This is a genomic window from Janthinobacterium sp. BJB304, assembly GCF_002735765.1.
Classification (GTDB): Bacteria; Pseudomonadota; Gammaproteobacteria; order Burkholderiales; family Burkholderiaceae_D; genus Janthinobacterium.
This window is the reverse complement of record NZ_PDZN01000006.1, coordinates 16,572-31,871: the sequence shown is the minus strand read 5'-3', so window position 1 is coordinate 31,871 and position 15,300 is coordinate 16,572. Positions and strand designations below refer to the sequence as shown.

12 protein-coding genes are annotated in these 15,300 nt (G+C 65.2%); 5 read left to right on the top strand and 7 right to left on the bottom strand.

Features of this window, described 5'->3' with window-relative positions:
- Positions 1–217: 217 nt before the first annotated feature.
- Together queC and CSQ95_RS08765 are read left to right on the top strand one after the other, a co-directional pair.
- On the top strand, positions 218–931 hold the full coding sequence (gene queC, locus CSQ95_RS08770; protein ID WP_099409333.1) for a 7-cyano-7-deazaguanine synthase QueC: 714 nt from the start codon (positions 218–220) through the stop codon (positions 929–931).
- A gap of 89 nt (positions 932–1,020) precedes the next feature.
- Complete coding sequence (locus CSQ95_RS08765; protein WP_099409332.1) at positions 1,021–1,911, top strand: sterol desaturase family protein; 891 nt, start codon at positions 1,021–1,023, stop codon at positions 1,909–1,911.
- Between the two features lie 8 nt (positions 1,912–1,919).
- On the opposite strand, the gene CSQ95_RS08760 is transcribed toward CSQ95_RS08765, so the two are convergent.
- Complete coding sequence (locus tag CSQ95_RS08760; RefSeq protein WP_218963593.1) at positions 1,920–2,603, bottom strand: AraC family transcriptional regulator; 684 nt, start codon at positions 2,601–2,603, stop codon at positions 1,920–1,922.
- 259 nt (positions 2,604–2,862) lie between these two features.
- On the opposite strand from CSQ95_RS08760, the gene CSQ95_RS08755 reads away from it, so the two are divergent.
- Positions 2,863–5,901 (top strand): CHASE domain-containing protein, encoded by a 3,039-nt coding sequence (locus CSQ95_RS08755; protein WP_257217996.1) that lies wholly within the window; start codon positions 2,863–2,865, stop codon positions 5,899–5,901.
- Here CSQ95_RS08755 and CSQ95_RS08750 read toward each other — a convergent pair whose 3' ends face one another.
- Positions 5,902–6,276, bottom strand: a complete 375-nt coding sequence (locus CSQ95_RS08750; protein ID WP_099409218.1) for a hypothetical protein — start codon at positions 6,274–6,276, stop codon at positions 5,902–5,904.
- A gap of 211 nt (positions 6,277–6,487) precedes the next feature.
- Here CSQ95_RS08750 and CSQ95_RS29040 point away from each other — a divergent pair, with 211 nt between their 5' ends.
- On the top strand, positions 6,488–6,724 hold the full coding sequence (locus tag CSQ95_RS29040; RefSeq protein ID WP_143449926.1) for a hypothetical protein: 237 nt from the start codon (positions 6,488–6,490) through the stop codon (positions 6,722–6,724).
- A gap of 121 nt (positions 6,725–6,845) precedes the next feature.
- The gene (locus tag CSQ95_RS08740) at positions 6,846–7,355 is read left to right on the top strand and encodes a hypothetical protein (RefSeq protein ID WP_099409216.1); all 510 of its coding nucleotides are present in this window, start codon (positions 6,846–6,848) and stop codon (positions 7,353–7,355) included.
- 183 nt (positions 7,356–7,538) lie between these two features.
- Here the strand turns inward: CSQ95_RS08740 and CSQ95_RS08735 are convergent, their stop codons facing one another.
- The 5 genes from CSQ95_RS08735 to CSQ95_RS08715 all read right to left on the bottom strand — a co-directional run bounded on the left by CSQ95_RS08735 (position 7,539) and on the right by CSQ95_RS08715 (position 15,225).
- A complete protein-coding gene (locus CSQ95_RS08735) occupies positions 7,539–10,679 on the bottom strand; it encodes an efflux RND transporter permease subunit (protein WP_099409215.1) in 3,141 nt (1,046 codons plus the stop codon).
- Positions 10,680–10,704: 25 nt separating this feature from the next.
- The gene (locus tag CSQ95_RS08730) at positions 10,705–11,922 is read right to left on the bottom strand and encodes an efflux RND transporter periplasmic adaptor subunit (RefSeq protein ID WP_099409214.1); all 1,218 of its coding nucleotides are present in this window, start codon (positions 11,920–11,922) and stop codon (positions 10,705–10,707) included.
- Between the two features lie 12 nt (positions 11,923–11,934).
- Positions 11,935–13,167 carry a TolC family protein gene (locus CSQ95_RS08725; protein ID WP_143449925.1) on the bottom strand — a complete coding sequence of 411 codons (1,233 nt, stop codon included), beginning with the start codon at positions 13,165–13,167 and terminating at the stop codon, positions 11,935–11,937.
- Positions 13,168–13,272: 105 nt separating this feature from the next.
- Entirely contained in the window at positions 13,273–13,635 is a 363-nt protein-coding gene (czcI, locus tag CSQ95_RS08720) for a cation efflux protein, CzcI family (RefSeq protein ID WP_099409213.1), read from the bottom strand.
- A 42-nt stretch (positions 13,636–13,677) separates the two neighbouring features.
- On the bottom strand, positions 13,678–15,225 hold the full coding sequence (locus CSQ95_RS08715) for a C13 family peptidase (RefSeq protein WP_099409212.1): 1,548 nt from the start codon (positions 15,223–15,225) through the stop codon (positions 13,678–13,680).
- Positions 15,226–15,300: the final 75 nt, after the last annotated feature.

Genomic DNA, 15,300 nt, shown 5'->3' with positions numbered 1-15,300 from the left:
TGTCACTACTTGTGCCAAAATTCGTGGTCGTATCGCCTTGCCGGCAGCCGTATGCCGTATGGGTCGTGCAGAAAACATGGTGCTCCAGATGAGTAAATGCTGACTGCATGTTACCGGAATAGGTAAACTGATGGCGGACGAATAAGTATTTTTTGCGCTGGGAATCATGTTTCTCCGCGCACAATTGGAACAGAATCAAACTGAAAAGAAAGAAATTATGCTAGCAACGGACTCCGCACTGGTGCTCTTTAGCGGTGGACAAGATTCCACCACCTGCCTGGCCTGGGCTCTCAAGCACTATAGCCGCGTCGAAACCATCGGTTTTGACTATGGACAGCGCCATGCGATCGAACTGACCGTGCGTCCCGGCGTGCTGGAACAGATGCGCCGGCAGTCGCCCGAGTGGGACAGCCGCCTGGGTCAGGATCACATGATCGATCTGTCCCTGATTTCCGCCATTTCCGATACGGCCATGACGCAGAACGTCGAGATCGTCATGCAGGAAAACGGCTTGCCGAACACCTTCGTGCCCGGCCGCAACTTGCTGTTCATGACGGTAGCCGCCACCGTGGCTTACCGCCGCGGCTTGACGGTGCTGGTGGGCGGCATGTGCGAGACGGATTTTTCCGGCTACCCGGATTGCCGCGACGACACGATGAAGGCGCTGCAAGTGGCCCTGAACCTGGGCATGAACACGCGTTTGAAACTGGAAACACCGCTGATGTGGCTGGACAAGGCGCAAAGCTGGGACCTGGCGGAAGACCTGGGCGGCCAGCCGCTGGTCGACCTGATCCGCAGCGGCACACACACCTGCTACCTGGGTGAGCGTGGCGAATTGCACGACTGGGGCTATGGCTGCGGCACTTGCCCCGCCTGCGCCCTGCGCGCGAACGGCTACCAGCAATACGCGGCGAGGAAAGCTGCAAAGTAAGCACGTTGTAAGTCAGTTGCGCCGTTTCTTCAAGCGGCGCGGCAGGAGGACAAGCCATGCTGTGGTTTTTGCCACAGGAGCGCCTTGCCATGACATCCCTCTTTGCCGCGCTGTACGGCCCCGTCTTCTGGGCCGGCTTCATCGGCGCCGCCGCTTGCCTGATCGCGGCGTGCCACTACTCCCTCTGGGTCTTGCCGCCCTTGCTGCTGGCGCTGCTCACTTCCTTTCTTGCCGAACGCTACCTGCCGTATGACGGCGCGTGGAACCACGCGCACGGCGACGGCTGGCGCGATGTCGTGCATGCGCTCGTCAACGAGGCGCTGTACCTGCTGGGCCTGGCTGCCTTTCCCTTGCTGGCAGGACACCTGGCGCTGGGTGCATTCTGGCCAGTCCAGCTGCCGTTCGGGGCGCAACTGCTGCTGGCCATCCTTATCGCCGACTGCGGCATTACCCTGGTGCATTACCTGAGCCACCGTTTTTATTTTCTGTGGAAACTGCATGCCGTGCACCACAGCGTGCAGCGCCTGTATGGTTTCAATGGCTGGATGAAACACCCCTTGCATCTTCTGCTGGAAGCGGCGGGCGGCATGCTGCCCTTGCTGCTGCTGGGCATACCTGAGCGTGTCATGGCCGTGCTGGCGTTTGCCGTGGCGATCCAGCTGTTGCTGCAGCACGCGAATGTCGACATGCGCATGGGGCCGCTGCGCCACGTGTTTGCCTGGGCGCCGCTGCACCGTTTTCATCACATGAAATACGGCACGGCCGGCGACGTGAATTTCGGCCTGTTTTTTACGTGCTGGGACCGCCTGCTGGGCACCTGTTTCGACGCCCCGGGCTACCGCATGCGGGGCGAGGACCTGGGCATCGGCAGCCGGCCCGACTACCCCGTCGCATATGGGGCGCAATTGATCGAGCCGTTCCGCGCGGAAGAGGGCGTGCGCGCGCCCGAGCTGCCGGCCGGCTTGCGCAACGGGTCGTAGCCGGCAGGTCAATCGAGCAGCTTGACGTCGAGCTGGCGCAAGCTGCGGTCGGCGCGCACGCCGAACAGGCTGCGCATGGTGCGCGAAAAATGCGCGGCATCGGCAAAGCCGGCGCCGTGGGCCGCGTCCGTCAGAGTGCTGCCGAGCAAGATGAAACGGATGGCCAGGCGCAAGCGGCGCCACAGCACCAGCCGCCGCACGGGCAAGCCCAGCTGGGCGCTGAACAGGCGTTCCAGCTGGCTCAGCGACAAATGCGCGGCCCCGGCCACGGCCGCCGCGCTGACCTTGCCCGACAACAATATGTCGACCTGTTCCAGCGCGCGCCGCAAGCGGGGATCGGGCAAGGGCTCGCGCGGCTGGGCCTGCAATGCGGCGGCGACATGCTCCAGCGTGGGCGCGCCAGCATGGGCGGCGGCGGCCAGCAAAGCTCCACCGCACAGGCGCTGCGGTTCCGCATAGATGGTCAGCATGGGCGCCGGTGCGGCGACGATGGCGTGCGGGCGCAGGCTCTCGACCAGCAAGTGCCGCGCCGTGTGGACGATGCCGTCGAGCTCGACCGTGAAGGGCGCGCCCGTGCTCAGCATCAGCTGGTGCGCATAATGGGCGTGATTGTCCGTGGCGCCCGCTGCGCCATGCAAGATGGCAAAATCCGGCGCCAGCCATAGTGTTCCCTGCCAGCTATCGTGCTGCAAACGCGGCTCCCTGATGATGGATGACGGGGCGATCATAGCAGCCGGCGGGAATGGTTTTCATGGCATTGAATTTTCCTGGAGTACACATCATTGCATCGATGAAATATGTGGTCTTTTTAATACAATATTCGGCATTGCAAGGGCGCCCGCTGTAACGTACTATCATTCTCATCGACTACCGATGGTAATCGTGCAGCCCGCTGCCAGCCATGTTGCCGGCAGTGTCGCGGTTTGATGTCGTCCTGCCTGTCAGCCTGCCATGTCTACACGCGCGTCTTCGTCGTGGTTTGCCCGGCCAGTGTCGCACTGGGTGGGGCCGCGTGCCTTGGCCACGCTGGTGCTGGCGCTGTGCCTGGGATTGACGTATGGCGCCTGGCGCAATGCCCACGACGCCAGCGAACAGCAGGTGCAGGCCGATTTCGATTTCCGCGTGCGCGAACTGGTGAACAACATCGCCGGCCGCATGCGGACCTATATCCAGGTGCTGCACGGGGTGCAGGGACTGTATGCCAGTTCGCAGGAAGTCACGCGCCGCGAATTCCATGCCTATCTGGCGGTGCAGCAGGTCGACCGAAACTTTCCCGGCATTCACGGCATCGGCTACCTGCCGCTGGTGCCCGGCGCCGCCCTGGCGCGGCACGAGGCCAGCGTACGCGCGGAAGGCTATCCCGGCTATGCCGTGCGTCCGTTCGGCCAGCGGGCCTGGCATGCGCCCATCACGTATCTGGAACCTTTAAGCGACAGCAACCTGCTGGCATTCGGCTATGACATCTGGTCCGAATCCGTGCGCCGCACCGCGCTCGAGCAGGCGCGCGACACGGGCCAGGCCGCCATGACGGGCAAGATCCACCTGGTGCAAGATGGCGGCAGCGACCAGGCGCATGGTTTCCTGGTTGTGCTGCCCGTGTATGACAACGGCTTGCCGCATGCCAGCGTGGAGCAGCGGCGCGCCGCCTTGCGCGCCTGGGTGTTTGCGCCGTTCCGCATGGGCGATCTGATGGCGGGCGTGGGCGGCGAGGCGGCGCGCCAGCTGGACCTGGAAATCTATGACGGCGCGCAACTGGCCGAGGCGGCCCTGATGTATGACAGCCTGCCGGGCGGCTTGTCCTCTGCCGCCTCGGACAGCCTGGTGTCGCTGCAGGCGATCACCATCGCCGGGCGCGCCTGGACCTTGCGCGTGCGCGCCATGCCGGGCTTCGATGGCGAGCTGCTGGCGCGGCCCCGTCTGGTGGCCTGGACCGGTTTGCTGGCCAGCATCGTGCTGGCGCTGGCGGCCTGGCTGCTGGCGGCGGGCCGCGCCCGCGCCCAGGCGGCGCTGGCGCGCTCGAGCGAGCTGACCGGCCAGCTGGAGCAGGGGCAGGCGAGCGTGCTGGCGATGGCCGAGGCGGCGCAACGGAGCCAGGCCATGCTGCGCAGCATCCTCGATTCGACCATCGACGGCATTCTGGTCGACAACATCAATGGCCGTATCTTTACCTCGAACCGGCGTTTCCGCGACCTGTGGCAAGTGCCCGACGCGCTCGACTGGCAAGCCGATGGCGCGGCGCTGGTGCGCCATGTGGAAAGCCAGCTGGAGCAGGCTGCACCTTTCCTGGGAGCACGCGCCCATGCGCCGCACGGCCATCGCGAGCGGCGCGACGTGCTGCATCTGCGCGATGGACGGGTGGTCGAACAATATGTGCGCAGCATGCAGCTGGGCAATGAGCAGGCGCGCCTGTGGACCTTCCGCGATATCAGCGAGCGCAGCCAGATGGAACGGCGCGAGCATACGCGGCGGCAAGTGCTGGAAATGCTGGCCACGGGCGCGCCGCTGGAACGGGTGCTGGAAAGCGTCGTGCTCAGCGTGCAAGCCGACCATCCGGCCATGCTGTGCAGCATCTTGCTGCTCGATGAAAGCCGCCACCGCCTGGTGCTGGGCGCGGCGCCGAGCTTGCCCGCGTTCTTCAACCTGTCCAGCCATGGCCACGACCTCGACACCCTGCAGGGCGTGCATGGCATCGCCGCGCAAGCCGTGCGCGACGGCCAGCGCGTGATCGTGGGCGACTTGCATGCCAATGTGCAGGAAACGATGGAACTGGCGTACCGGGCCCAGCTGCAATCATGCTGGGCCGAGCCCGTGCGTGGCGGCTCGGGCAAGCTGCTCGGCGTGCTGATGGCGTATCACCGCCAGCCGGCCTTGCCGGGAGCGGCGCATCTGGCGCGGCTCAGCGAGGCGGCGCACCTGGCCGGCATGGCCATCGAGCAGGCGCAGGTGGCGCTGGCCCTGCGCGCCGGCGAAGCGCGTTTCCGCAGCCTGTACGACCATGCGCCCGTGGCCCTGTGGGAACAGGACTGGTCGGCCGTGCGCGCCGCGCTCGACGCGCTCGAGCAGGCGGGCGTGCGCGACCTGGGCGCCCATTTCCAGGCCAATCCGGATGCGCTGCGGAAGCTGGCGGGCCTGGTGCGCATCATCGATGCGAACGGCGCCGCGCTGGCGCAGGTGCGCGCCAACGAGGACGACCAGCGCCGCGGCGCGCTGAGCCTGGCACAGAATTTCGATGACAGCGCCTTGCCCCGTTTCGGCGATGCGTTGCTGGCGCTGGCTGGCGGCGCCCACCTGTACGAGTGCGAAAGCAGCTTCGTGCGTCTCGACGGCGCGGCGCGGCAAAATGAATTGAGCCTGCTGGTGATGCCCGGGCATGCGGACAGCCTCGATTTCGTCATGGTGTCTTCGCTCGATATCACCGAGCGCAAGCGCATGAACGCGGAACTGCTGCAGCTGGCCACCACGGATTTCCTGACCGGCTTGCCGAACCGCCGTCACTTCATGGCGTCGCTGGAAAACGAACATGCCCGCTTGCAGCGCGAGCTGGCCAGCTGCGCCAGCGTGCTGATGCTCGACATCGATCACTTCAAGCGCGTCAACGACGAGCATGGCCACGCCGTGGGCGATGCCGTGCTGCGCCACCTGGGCGCGCTGATGTGCCAGGCGCTGCGCAAGGTCGACGTGCCGGGCCGCGTGGGCGGCGAGGAATTCGCCATCTTGCTGCCGGGCACGGATCTGAGCGCCGCCGCCGTGTTTGCCGAACGGCTGCGCCGGCGCGTGGCGGAAAGTTCGCTGACCATCGATGGCGGCATTGTGCTCACCATCACGGTGAGCATCGGCATGGCCGCCATGGTCGGTACCGATGCCGATTGCGACGCCGTGCTGGCGCGCGCCGACGAGGCGCTGTACCGAGCCAAGCGGGGCGGGCGCAACCGCATCGAACAGAATGACGGCGGCGGCGACGGCGTGCTCAGCAAGTTCATGGCGCAGTGATTACAGGCTGTGCTGACGCGTCTGCGCCTGCTTGCGGTTGCGGCTGACGATCAGCCAGACGATGGCGACGGGAATCAAGAGCGGCAGCAGCACGGGCGTGCTCAGCGCCAGTGCCAGCGCCACGCACAGGGCCACGACGGCGATCAGCACCACGCCCACGCCGGCCAGTACCACGCCCGTGACGACGGCGCCGCACACCAGCGCAATGGCGGCGATCAGCAAGCCGCCGCCGGCAAACACCAGGCCGAACAGCCACTCCAGCGGTCCGTCGATCTCGTCGCCGTTGAGCTGCATGTGCATGTCGCTGCCGCCGATCTTGTCGAGGAACAGGCAGGCGAGCATGACGATGAGGACGAAGGTGAGCAATTTTTTCATGGTAAGCCTCGGTGTGTGGGTGATCGGGTATTGCATGGTCACACTGTAGGCGCGCGCCCCGCTTGCCGCCAGCGGCGTGCGACAGGCCGTCATTTTCACGGTATGGAAGGCGCTGGCGGCCAGAAAACACTGATTTGGAACAAGATTTCTTTTCTTGTAATGTGCGCAAGCCGTCCTATACTGAACACCTCAGTCTCGCAAGGAGGGCAACATGCTTTTGTTTGCAGATACCGGGGATCAATCGCTATCCCTTTTTCACCATCGAACCACGCGCCAGCGTAGCGCCACGCAGTCCTGCGCCGAGCCTGTCGGCGCGCCATCGGCGATACCGCCGATCATCATCAATCCTTTTAATTATCATGCGCCGCTGCCGGCCATCGACCCGCGCTGGATACCGCCCGGCCCGCCGCTGACCTGGCCCAACCGGCCTGCCATGTCCATGTGCTGACAGTTGCCTGGGAAGATGCCGGACGGAAGCATTGAACGTTCACCCATGCCGCCGTGAAGGCGGCACGGGCGGGCGTTTTCGACTATCATGCTAGCCCCGACCTTCCATCACGAGCACCGCCATGAGTACCGATTTCCCCGACTTTCCCGACGAAGCAGCCGAGCAGGACAATGACGCCCCGATCCAGGAGCCGCGCCTGTGGGTAGGCAATGGCTGGACGGCGCGCGTGATCAAGAACGAGGAAGATGAAGGCTGGGCCGTGGCCATGATCAAGGATGGCGAACCGGAGCCGGCCCTCGTGGGCCCGTGGACCATGGGCCGCGACAAGAAAAACCCGAAGCCGCTCGACGTCAACGCCTTCAATACCCTGGTCAAGACGGCGTCCGAGGTGCTGCGCCGCCACGAGCAGCAGCTGCATGCGCAACTGCACAAGAATGTGTTCGTCGCCACCGACGAGGGGCAGATCAAGGTGATGTTCGACATCGTGCCCGACGAAGACCACCCGTACGCGGAACTGAGCGCCTACGACGCCGACGGCGAACAGATCGCCAAGGTGCGCACCTCGGCCGCGTTCAAGTTCAACGCCACGTCCGCCGCGAACTGGATCGAAGGCGGCTACCGCCGGCCCTAAGCTGCATATTGTTGGCGCCGGTGCTGGTGTCGGATGACGCTCCTTCGGAGCTAATCCGACCTGCGTCCGTGGAACCGACGCATGGCCAGGTAGGTCGGATCAGGCCTGAAAGGCCGTCATCCGACGTTACCGCCAGCGTCAATAATGTGTCGGATGACGCGCTTGCGACCTCGGCGGCCCCCGCTAATCCGACCTGCCTCTTACGGCATACGCCAGCCGGTACAACAGCGGCAGCACCAGCAGCGTCAATGCTGTCGACGATAAAATGCCGCCGATCACCACGGTGGCCAGCGGACGCTGCACTTCGGCGCCCGTGCCCGTGGCAATGGCCATCGGCACGAAACCGAGCGACGCCACCAACGCCGTCATCAAGACGGGCCGCAAACGCGTGATGGCCCCCTCGCGTATCGCATCCTGCAAGGGCATGCCTTGTTCGCGCAGCTGGCGGATGTAGGCGATCATCACCAGGCCGTTCAGCACGGCCACGCCGGACAGGGCGATGAAGCCGACTGCGGCCGAAATCGACATGGGAATGTCGCGCAGCCACAGGGCGACGATGCCGCCCGTCAAGGCGAACGGGATGCCGCTGAAGACCAATAGTCCATCCTTCACGTTGCCGAACATGGCGAACAGCAACACAAACACGAGGGCCAAGGCTACGGGCACGACCAGTTCCAGGCGTTTCGTGGCCGATTGCAGCTGCTCGAACTGGCCGCCCCAGCTGGTCCAGTAGCCTGCGGGAATGGCCACCTGCGCCTGCAGCTGCTGCGTGGCGTCCGCAACAAACGAGCCGATATCGCGCCCGCGCACGTTGGCGCTGATGACGATGCGGCGCTTGCCGTCTTCGCGGCTGATCTGGTTCGGCCCCGGCGCCACTTGCAGGCTGGCCACTTCACCGAGCGGGATGAAGCGGGCACGGCCTTCCGCCGCCGCGCCCAGGGGCAGGGCGATGGGCAGGCGTTTGAGTTGCTCCAGGTCGCTGCGCAGGCTGTCGGGCAGGCGCACGACGATGTCGAAGCGGCGGTCGCCCTGGAACAGGGTGCCCGCCTCTTGCCCGCCGATGGCCGTGGCGATCGCCGCTTGCACGTCGGCAATATTGAGGCCGTAGCGGGCCGTCTGCTCGCGGTCGATCTGCACCGTCAGCATGGGCAGGCCCGTCGTCTGCTCGACTTTTACCTCTGTTGCGCCCGGAATCTTGCCCAGCACGCCCGCAATCTTCGCCGCCGTGCTGTCGAGCACGCTCATATCGTCGCCGAACAGTTTCACGGCCACGTCGCTGCGCACGCCGGAAATCAGTTCATTGAAGCGCAGCTGGATCGGCTGCGAAAACTCATAGTTATTGCCCGGCAAGCTCGTGGCCGTCGCTTCGATTTCCGCCAGCAATTGCTCGCGCGACTTCTTCGGTTCCGGCCATGCGTCGCGGGGTTTCAGCATGATGTAACCGTCGGAGATATTCGGCGGCATGGGGTCAGAGGCGATCTCGGCCGTTCCAGTGCGGGCGAACACGCGTGCGATTTCCTTGTGGTTTGCCATCAGCTTGCTTTCCAGCTGCTGCTGCATGGCCAGCGATTGCGTCAAGCTGGTGCCGGGGATGCGCAGGGCCTGGATGGCGATGTCGCCCTCGTTCAGGCTGGGCACGAATTCGCTGCCCATGCGCGTGGCCAGCAAGCCGGACAGCACGACGGCTACCGCCGCGCCCGTCAACACGACGGGCGTGTTGCGCATCACCTGGTCCAGCAGCGGCGCATACCAGCGCTTGGCGGCGCGCATGATGGCGTTTTCCTTCTCCGCCACCTTGTCGCCGATAAACAGCGCGACGGCGGCGGGAATGAAGGTGATCGACAGCAGCATGGCACCCAGCAAGGCAATCACCACCGTCAGGGCCATCGGCGTAAACATGCGGCCCTCCACGCCCGTCAGCGCGAAGATGGGCAGGTACACGACCATGATGATCAGCTGCCCGTACAGCAGGGGCCGGCGCGCCTCTTGCGATGCCGCAAACACTTCATGAAAACGTTCCTGCAAGGTCAGCGGCCGTCCCAGTTTCTGCTGCGCATGGGCCAGGCGACGCACGCAGTTTTCCACGATCACCACGGCGCCATCGATGATGATGCCGAAATCGAGCGCCCCCAGACTCATCAGGTTGGCGCTCACATGGTATTGCACCATGCCCGTAAACGTGAACAGCATGGCCAGCGGTATCACCATGGCCGTGATGACGGCCGCGCGGATGTTGCCGAGGAATAAAAACAAAATGGCGATCACCAGCACGGCGCCTTCCAGCAGGTTTTTCTTCACCGTATTGATGGCCTTGTCGACCAGCACCGTGCGGTCATACACGGTGACGGCGTGCACGCCTTTCGGCAGGCTGCGGTTGATCTCGATCATCTTTTTGTCGACGGCTTGCGAGACGGCGCGGCTGTTCTGCCCGATCAGCATGAAGACGGTACCGAGCACCACTTCGCGGCCGTTTTCCGTGGCCGCGCCCGTGCGCAGCTCGCGCCCCAGCACCACGTCGGCCACGTCGCGGATGCGGATGGCCACGCCCTGCACATTGGCGACGACGATGTTGCCGATATCGTCCTTGGACGCCACCTGGCCCGGCGCGCGTATCAGCAGCTGCTCGCCCTGCCTTTCGATGTAGCCGGCGCCCACGTTGCTGTTGTTGCGCTCGAGCGCCGTCACCACGTCTTGCAGGCTGATGCCGTAGGCGGCCAGTTTTTCCGGGTACGGCGCCACCTGGTATTGCTTGGCGTAACCGCCGATGGCATTGATTTCCGTGACGCCCGTGACATTGCGCAACTGCGGCTTGATGATCCAGTCCTGGATTTCGCGCAAGTCCGTCGGCGTGTAGGGCGTGCCGTCCGGCTTTTTCGCGCCGTCCTGCGTTTCCACCGTCCACAAATAGATTTCACCGAGGCCCGTGGAGACGGGCCCCATCTTCGGTGTGATGCCAGCCGGCAAGCTTTCCTTGGCTTCCTGCAGGCGCTCGTTGATCATCTGGCGGGCAAAATAGATGTCCGTGCCATCCTTGAAGATCACGGTCACTTGCGACAAACCATAGCGCGACAGCGAACGCGTCTGCTCCAGGTTGGGCAAGCCGGCCATGGCCGTCTCGATGGGGAAAGTGACTCGCTGCTCGGTTTCCAGCGGCGAATAGCCGGCGGACTGGGTATTGATTTGCACCTGCACGTTGGTGATGTCGGGCACGGCGTCGATGGGCAGCTTTTGATAGCTGTAGATGCCCAGGCCGGCCATCGCGGCCACGACCAGCATCACCAGCCAGCGCTGGTCGATGGCAAAGCGGATCAAGCGTTCAAACATGATGGTTTCCTTAGCTTTGACGTGATCAATGTTCGTGGCCGGCAGAATCTTTGCCCAGCTCGGACTTCAGGACAAAACTGCCTTGCGCCGCGTACGGCGTGCCGGCGGCCAGGCCCTGCTTGATGTGCGTCAGATTGCCATCGCTGCGGCCCAGCACCACGGGCGTGGCCTGGTAGCCCTCCTTGACCTGCACGAAGACGACGGGCTTGTCTTCCACCGTCTGGATGGCCGTGCTCTGCACGGTAACGGGCGCGTCCGCTTCGCCGGACACCACTTCCACCGTGACGAACAGGCCCGGGCGCCAGGCCATGTCCGGGTTCTGCAAGCTGATGCGTGCCTTGGCCGTGCGCGTCTGCTCGCCCAGCAGCGCGCCCACGTAGGTGATCGTGCCTTGCGCGCTGGCATCGAAAGCGCTGGCTTTGACTTCTGCCTTGCCACCCATGCGCACGGTGGCCAGGTCCTTCGCCGGCACGGCGATTTCCGCCCACACGGTCGACAGGTCGGAAATGACGAAGATGTTCGCGTCTTCCTTGACGGCTTCACCCAGGGTGATGTGCTTTTCCAGCACCATGCCGTCGAACGGCGCGCGGATCTCGTAGCGGTTCAGCGGCCCTTTGCTGGCCCCGGTCCCGGCGCCGCTGGCGCCCAGCGCGCTGAGTTTTTGCTGCGCGTTCTGCACGGCGATTTCCGCCTCGCGCCACGCCTGCTGCGCCTGCAGGTAATCCTGTTCGGCCGAAATCTTTTCGCGCCACAGTTTTTCTTCGCGCTCATATGTAGAGCGGGCCAGCGACAGCCGCCGCTGCGCCGACAGCAGTGCGCTGCGCTGTTCCGACAGTTCCGTGCTGGCGATGACGGCCAGTACCTGCCCCTTTTTCACCAGCTGGCCCAGGTCCGCCTGCACGGCTTCCACCACGCCGGCCAGGCGCGGCACGACGTGGGCCGTGCGGTCTTCGTTGAAACGGATTTCGCCGGGCAGGGCGACCGTCGTCTTGATGCGGCCGGGCGCGGCCGTGGCGATGACGACGCCGGCCGCGCGGCTTTGCGCCGCCGTCAATTCCAGCCTGCCTTCCACTTCCTCGTGGCCGTGTTCGTCTTTCTTTTCAGCATGTGCTTCCACCTTGACGGCGGTGGACGGCGCGGTCTTGGAATTGCCCGTGCCGAGGATGAGGATGGCCAGCACAATGCCGGCGGCCGCGATGGAGGCGATGGCGATCGCCTGCTTTTTGTTCAATGTGATGTTCATGGAGGGTATTCCTTACAGGGGAGCTGGTGTGCCCAGCAGGCGCTCGATCTCGGCGGCGGCGTGCTGCGCTTCCGTCAGCGCGCGCAGGTATTGGTTTTTGGCTTGCAGCAAGGTGCGCTGGGCATCGAGCACGTCGAGGAAGGCGAACTTGCCGAACTCAAAGCCCTTGCTGGCCGCGTCGTAGGCGCTTTGCGCGCCGGGCAAGATGTCCAGGCGCAAGCTTTCCACGTCGAGCCGGGCCGTGGCCAGGCGTTCGCTGGCGGCGGCCACGTCCGTCTGCACGGCGATGCGGGCGGCGGCCAGCTCGTCGCTGGCCTTGTCGCTGCGGCGCAGGGCGTCGAGCTTGTTGCCCGCATTGCGGTCGAACAACGGCAGCGGCAGGGCCAGGCCGATGATGGCCTGGTTGCGGCCCAGTTCTTCCGAGCGCTTCATGCCGATGCTCACCGTGACATCGGGCGTGGCGCGCCGCTGTTCCACGTCCAGCATGGCTTGCCGTTGCGCCAGCGCGCTGCGCGCCTGGCGCACGGCCGGCGCCTGCTCCAGGCGCGCCGCCAGTTCGCTGCGTGGCGGCAGCTCGGGCAAGGTTTCCAGGCGACCCTCGGCTACGCTAAAGCGGGGCGCGGCATTGCCCCACAGGGCGGCCAGGCGCTTGCGGGCGCTGGTCAGCGTGCTGCGGGCCAGGTTCAGTTCCAGCCGCACGCTCGCTTCGGCAACCCTGGCGCGGGTTTCCTCGACGGGCGAGGCCTTGCCGGCCGTCACCCGGCGCGCCGTGATGTCGCTGGCGCGCGCGGCCAAGGCTTGCGCGCTGTCGGCCAGGCGCAAGCCTTCCTGCGCCGCCAGCACGTCGACAAAGGCGGTGGTCACTAGCGCGCGCGTGTCGGCTTGCTGCAGTGACAGGCCGGCCTGCGCCAGTTCCTGGCCCTGCTGCGCGACGGCGGCGCGCGCACCGCGTTTGCCGCCCAGCTCGATCAACTGGTTGAGTTGCACGGTGGTGCTGCGCGTGGCGCGCCGCGTGTCTTCCAGCACGGTTTGCAGTTCCGGGTTGGGCAGGGCGCGCGCCTGCTGCAGGGCGCCTCCCTGCGCCGCCAGTTCATGGCGGGCGGCCGACAGGGTGGCGTTGCCGCCTTCGGCCAGCAGCAGCGCGGCGGGCAGGGTCAGGGGACCGGCGGGTTCCGCAGGTGTTTGCGCATGGGCAAAGTTGCCGGCCAGCAGGCCAGCGGAAAGTAACAAGATGATTTGGTACATCGAATTCTCCAGGGAATGGAAAAAGAATTCGACGGGACGCGCAGGCTGGCGCCTGCTTTAGTCAGGCCCGCATATTGCGATCAGTGAAAGAAACGTCCCGTCGGCCTAGATGGCCGACGACCAGTCAGGGCGCTTGGGAGCGTCCGGGATGTGGGAAGCGTAAAAGAAGGGGGACGTGTCCGCGTTGACGGACGCCATGTCGCCGACGGGCAGGCTGGAGCCGGCCGGCAGCCATGCGTGGCCGATGCCATGGCAGACATTGCAATCGCTGTGCGGCTGGCCTTTTTTCTGCTGCTCAGCTTTATCGCCGGCGGGTTTTTTATCCGCATCGGCCTTGTGCTGGTGGCTGTGGTGGCCCAGGTGCTGCGCCGCCTTGCCTTCCTCGTGCAGGCAATACGCGCTCGCCGCAGCCCAGGACATCTGGAGCGGAAGCACGAACAGCAGCAAAATGAGGAAGAATTTACGCATGGTGACGCCTATTGTACAGAAAGGCGGGCGGCCGTGCCGTGCTTAGCGTGGCTGGGCGCGCCACGCCTTCAGCTGCGCGGCGATGGCCTTGCCCTGGAATAGCTGCGGCTCGGAATGCTCTTCCGCCTCCATGCCGCCTTCGAGGAAATCGGCCGCCTCGCGCGCCTGCACCAGCACCTTGGCCTTGTCGAACGCCTCGGCAAAGCCGGCGCTCTTGGGCAAGGCTTCCTTGAAATACGCTTCGCTGAAGTAAGTAAAATCGTTCTGGTCGTCGCAGCCGAACGAGGTGCGGTCGCTGCGCGCGGCCGCGATGATGAGGGTATTGTCATCTTTCAATGGTGCAATGAAGCCGCCCGCGTAGCAGGCCGAGATCACGATGACTTTCCAGCGGATGCCGCTGTGCTTGAGCATGCCCGCCAGCTCCTGCGCGGGCAGGCTGTGCAAATCCATGCCGTTTTGCGCCAGCGCCAGTTCGTGCTCGGGCGAACCGTGGCTGGTGAGAAATAAAAACAGGATGTCGTTGGCCTTGTCCATCTTCGCGCCCAGGGCGTCGAGGCTGGCGGCGATGCTGGTGCGCGTGGCCATCGGCTGCTGCGCCACCGTGTTGCGGCTATTGACGAGCATCAAGGAGCGGCCCACGGTGCCGTAATCGCGGTCGAACTGGCGCTGCACGAAGGCCGTTTCGCGGTGAAACACTTCCTGCGCGCCGTCGCCGGCCACGCCCAGCAGATAGAGATTGATCTTTTTCGCCCCGTCGCGCGGCGCGATCCGTGCCAGGGCGCCGTCGAGCAGGCTGCGCTGGTTGTACAGGGCCAGCTCGATATTGTCGCGCGTGAGCTTGTCTGCGGCCGGGTCGTCGAGCTGGCCTTCCGTCCAGTTGCCGCTGTCTTCGCGCCGGCCGTCCGGCTGCGCCACGGCGTAGCGCAGCACGCCCTTGCCGTCGAACTGGCCATTCTTGAAGCCGCCCCGGTACTCGTCGCCGTCGGCCGTGCGCAGCACGCCTTCGCCCTCGAATTTCCAGTCTTTCAGCTCGCCTTCGTAATGGATGCCGTCGCTGGTGGTGACCTTCGCCTTGCCCTGCACCTGGCCCTGGACGAATTCGCCTTCGAAGACGGTGCCGTCCGTGTCGGTCAGCTTGCCGGCGCCGTGCGGGCGCCAGTGCTTGAAATGGCCCTCGAAGGTGGCGCCGTCGGCGCCCTGGAAGCGGCCTTGCCCCTCGAAGCTGCCGTTGACGAAGCTGCCCGCATAGATTTCGCCCTTGGGCGAGGTGTAGCGGCCGATGCCGTCGAAGGCGCCCTGGCGGAAGGCGCCCGTGTATTCGACGCCGGACGCCTGGCGCAGCTTGCCCTGGCCGGAAAACACGCCGCGCGCGAAGCCCCCTTCGTAAAACGCGCCGCTCGCGTATTCGAGCCGGCCCTGGCCGTGCATCTTGCCCGCGACGAGGGGGCCGAAATAGCGTCCGCCATCGGCCGTTTCCGCCGCCGGCACCTTGGCTGGCGCGGCGCACAGGGGCGGCATGCCCAGCGCGGCAAAGGCCAGCAGGCCGGCGAGGGTGTAGGGGCGAAGCGAGGCGCGTAGCGTGGCAGTCATGAGGACGGTCTGGTCTGTAGGAAGGGGCCTAGTCTGCCACTGTATCGGCCAGGTGGCAAATGCGCGCGTGGCGAG

Excerpts from the sequence above, each read along its gene's own strand:
- CSQ95_RS08725 (WP_143449925.1), bottom strand. The coding sequence starts at position 13,167 with ATGTACCAAATCATCTTGTTACTTTCCGCTGGCCTGCTGGCCGGCAAC.
- CSQ95_RS08750 (WP_099409218.1), bottom strand. The coding sequence starts at position 6,276 with ATGAAAAAATTGCTCACCTTCGTCCTCATCGTCATGCTCGCCTGCCTG.
- CSQ95_RS08765 (WP_099409332.1), top strand. The coding sequence starts at position 1,021 with ATGACATCCCTCTTTGCCGCGCTGTACGGCCCCGTCTTCTGGGCCGGC.
- CSQ95_RS08730 (WP_099409214.1), bottom strand. The coding sequence starts at position 11,922 with ATGAACATCACATTGAACAAAAAGCAGGCGATCGCCATCGCCTCCATC.
- queC (WP_099409333.1), top strand. The coding sequence starts at position 218 with ATGCTAGCAACGGACTCCGCACTGGTGCTCTTTAGCGGTGGACAAGAT.
- CSQ95_RS29040 (WP_143449926.1), top strand. The coding sequence starts at position 6,488 with ATGCTTTTGTTTGCAGATACCGGGGATCAATCGCTATCCCTTTTTCAC.
- CSQ95_RS08715 (WP_099409212.1), bottom strand. The coding sequence starts at position 15,225 with ATGACTGCCACGCTACGCGCCTCGCTTCGCCCCTACACCCTCGCCGGC.
- czcI (WP_099409213.1), bottom strand. The coding sequence starts at position 13,635 with ATGCGTAAATTCTTCCTCATTTTGCTGCTGTTCGTGCTTCCGCTCCAG.
- CSQ95_RS08740 (WP_099409216.1), top strand. The coding sequence starts at position 6,846 with ATGAGTACCGATTTCCCCGACTTTCCCGACGAAGCAGCCGAGCAGGAC.
- CSQ95_RS08755 (WP_257217996.1), top strand. The coding sequence starts at position 2,863 with ATGTCTACACGCGCGTCTTCGTCGTGGTTTGCCCGGCCAGTGTCGCAC.
- CSQ95_RS08735 (WP_099409215.1), bottom strand. The coding sequence starts at position 10,679 with ATGTTTGAACGCTTGATCCGCTTTGCCATCGACCAGCGCTGGCTGGTG.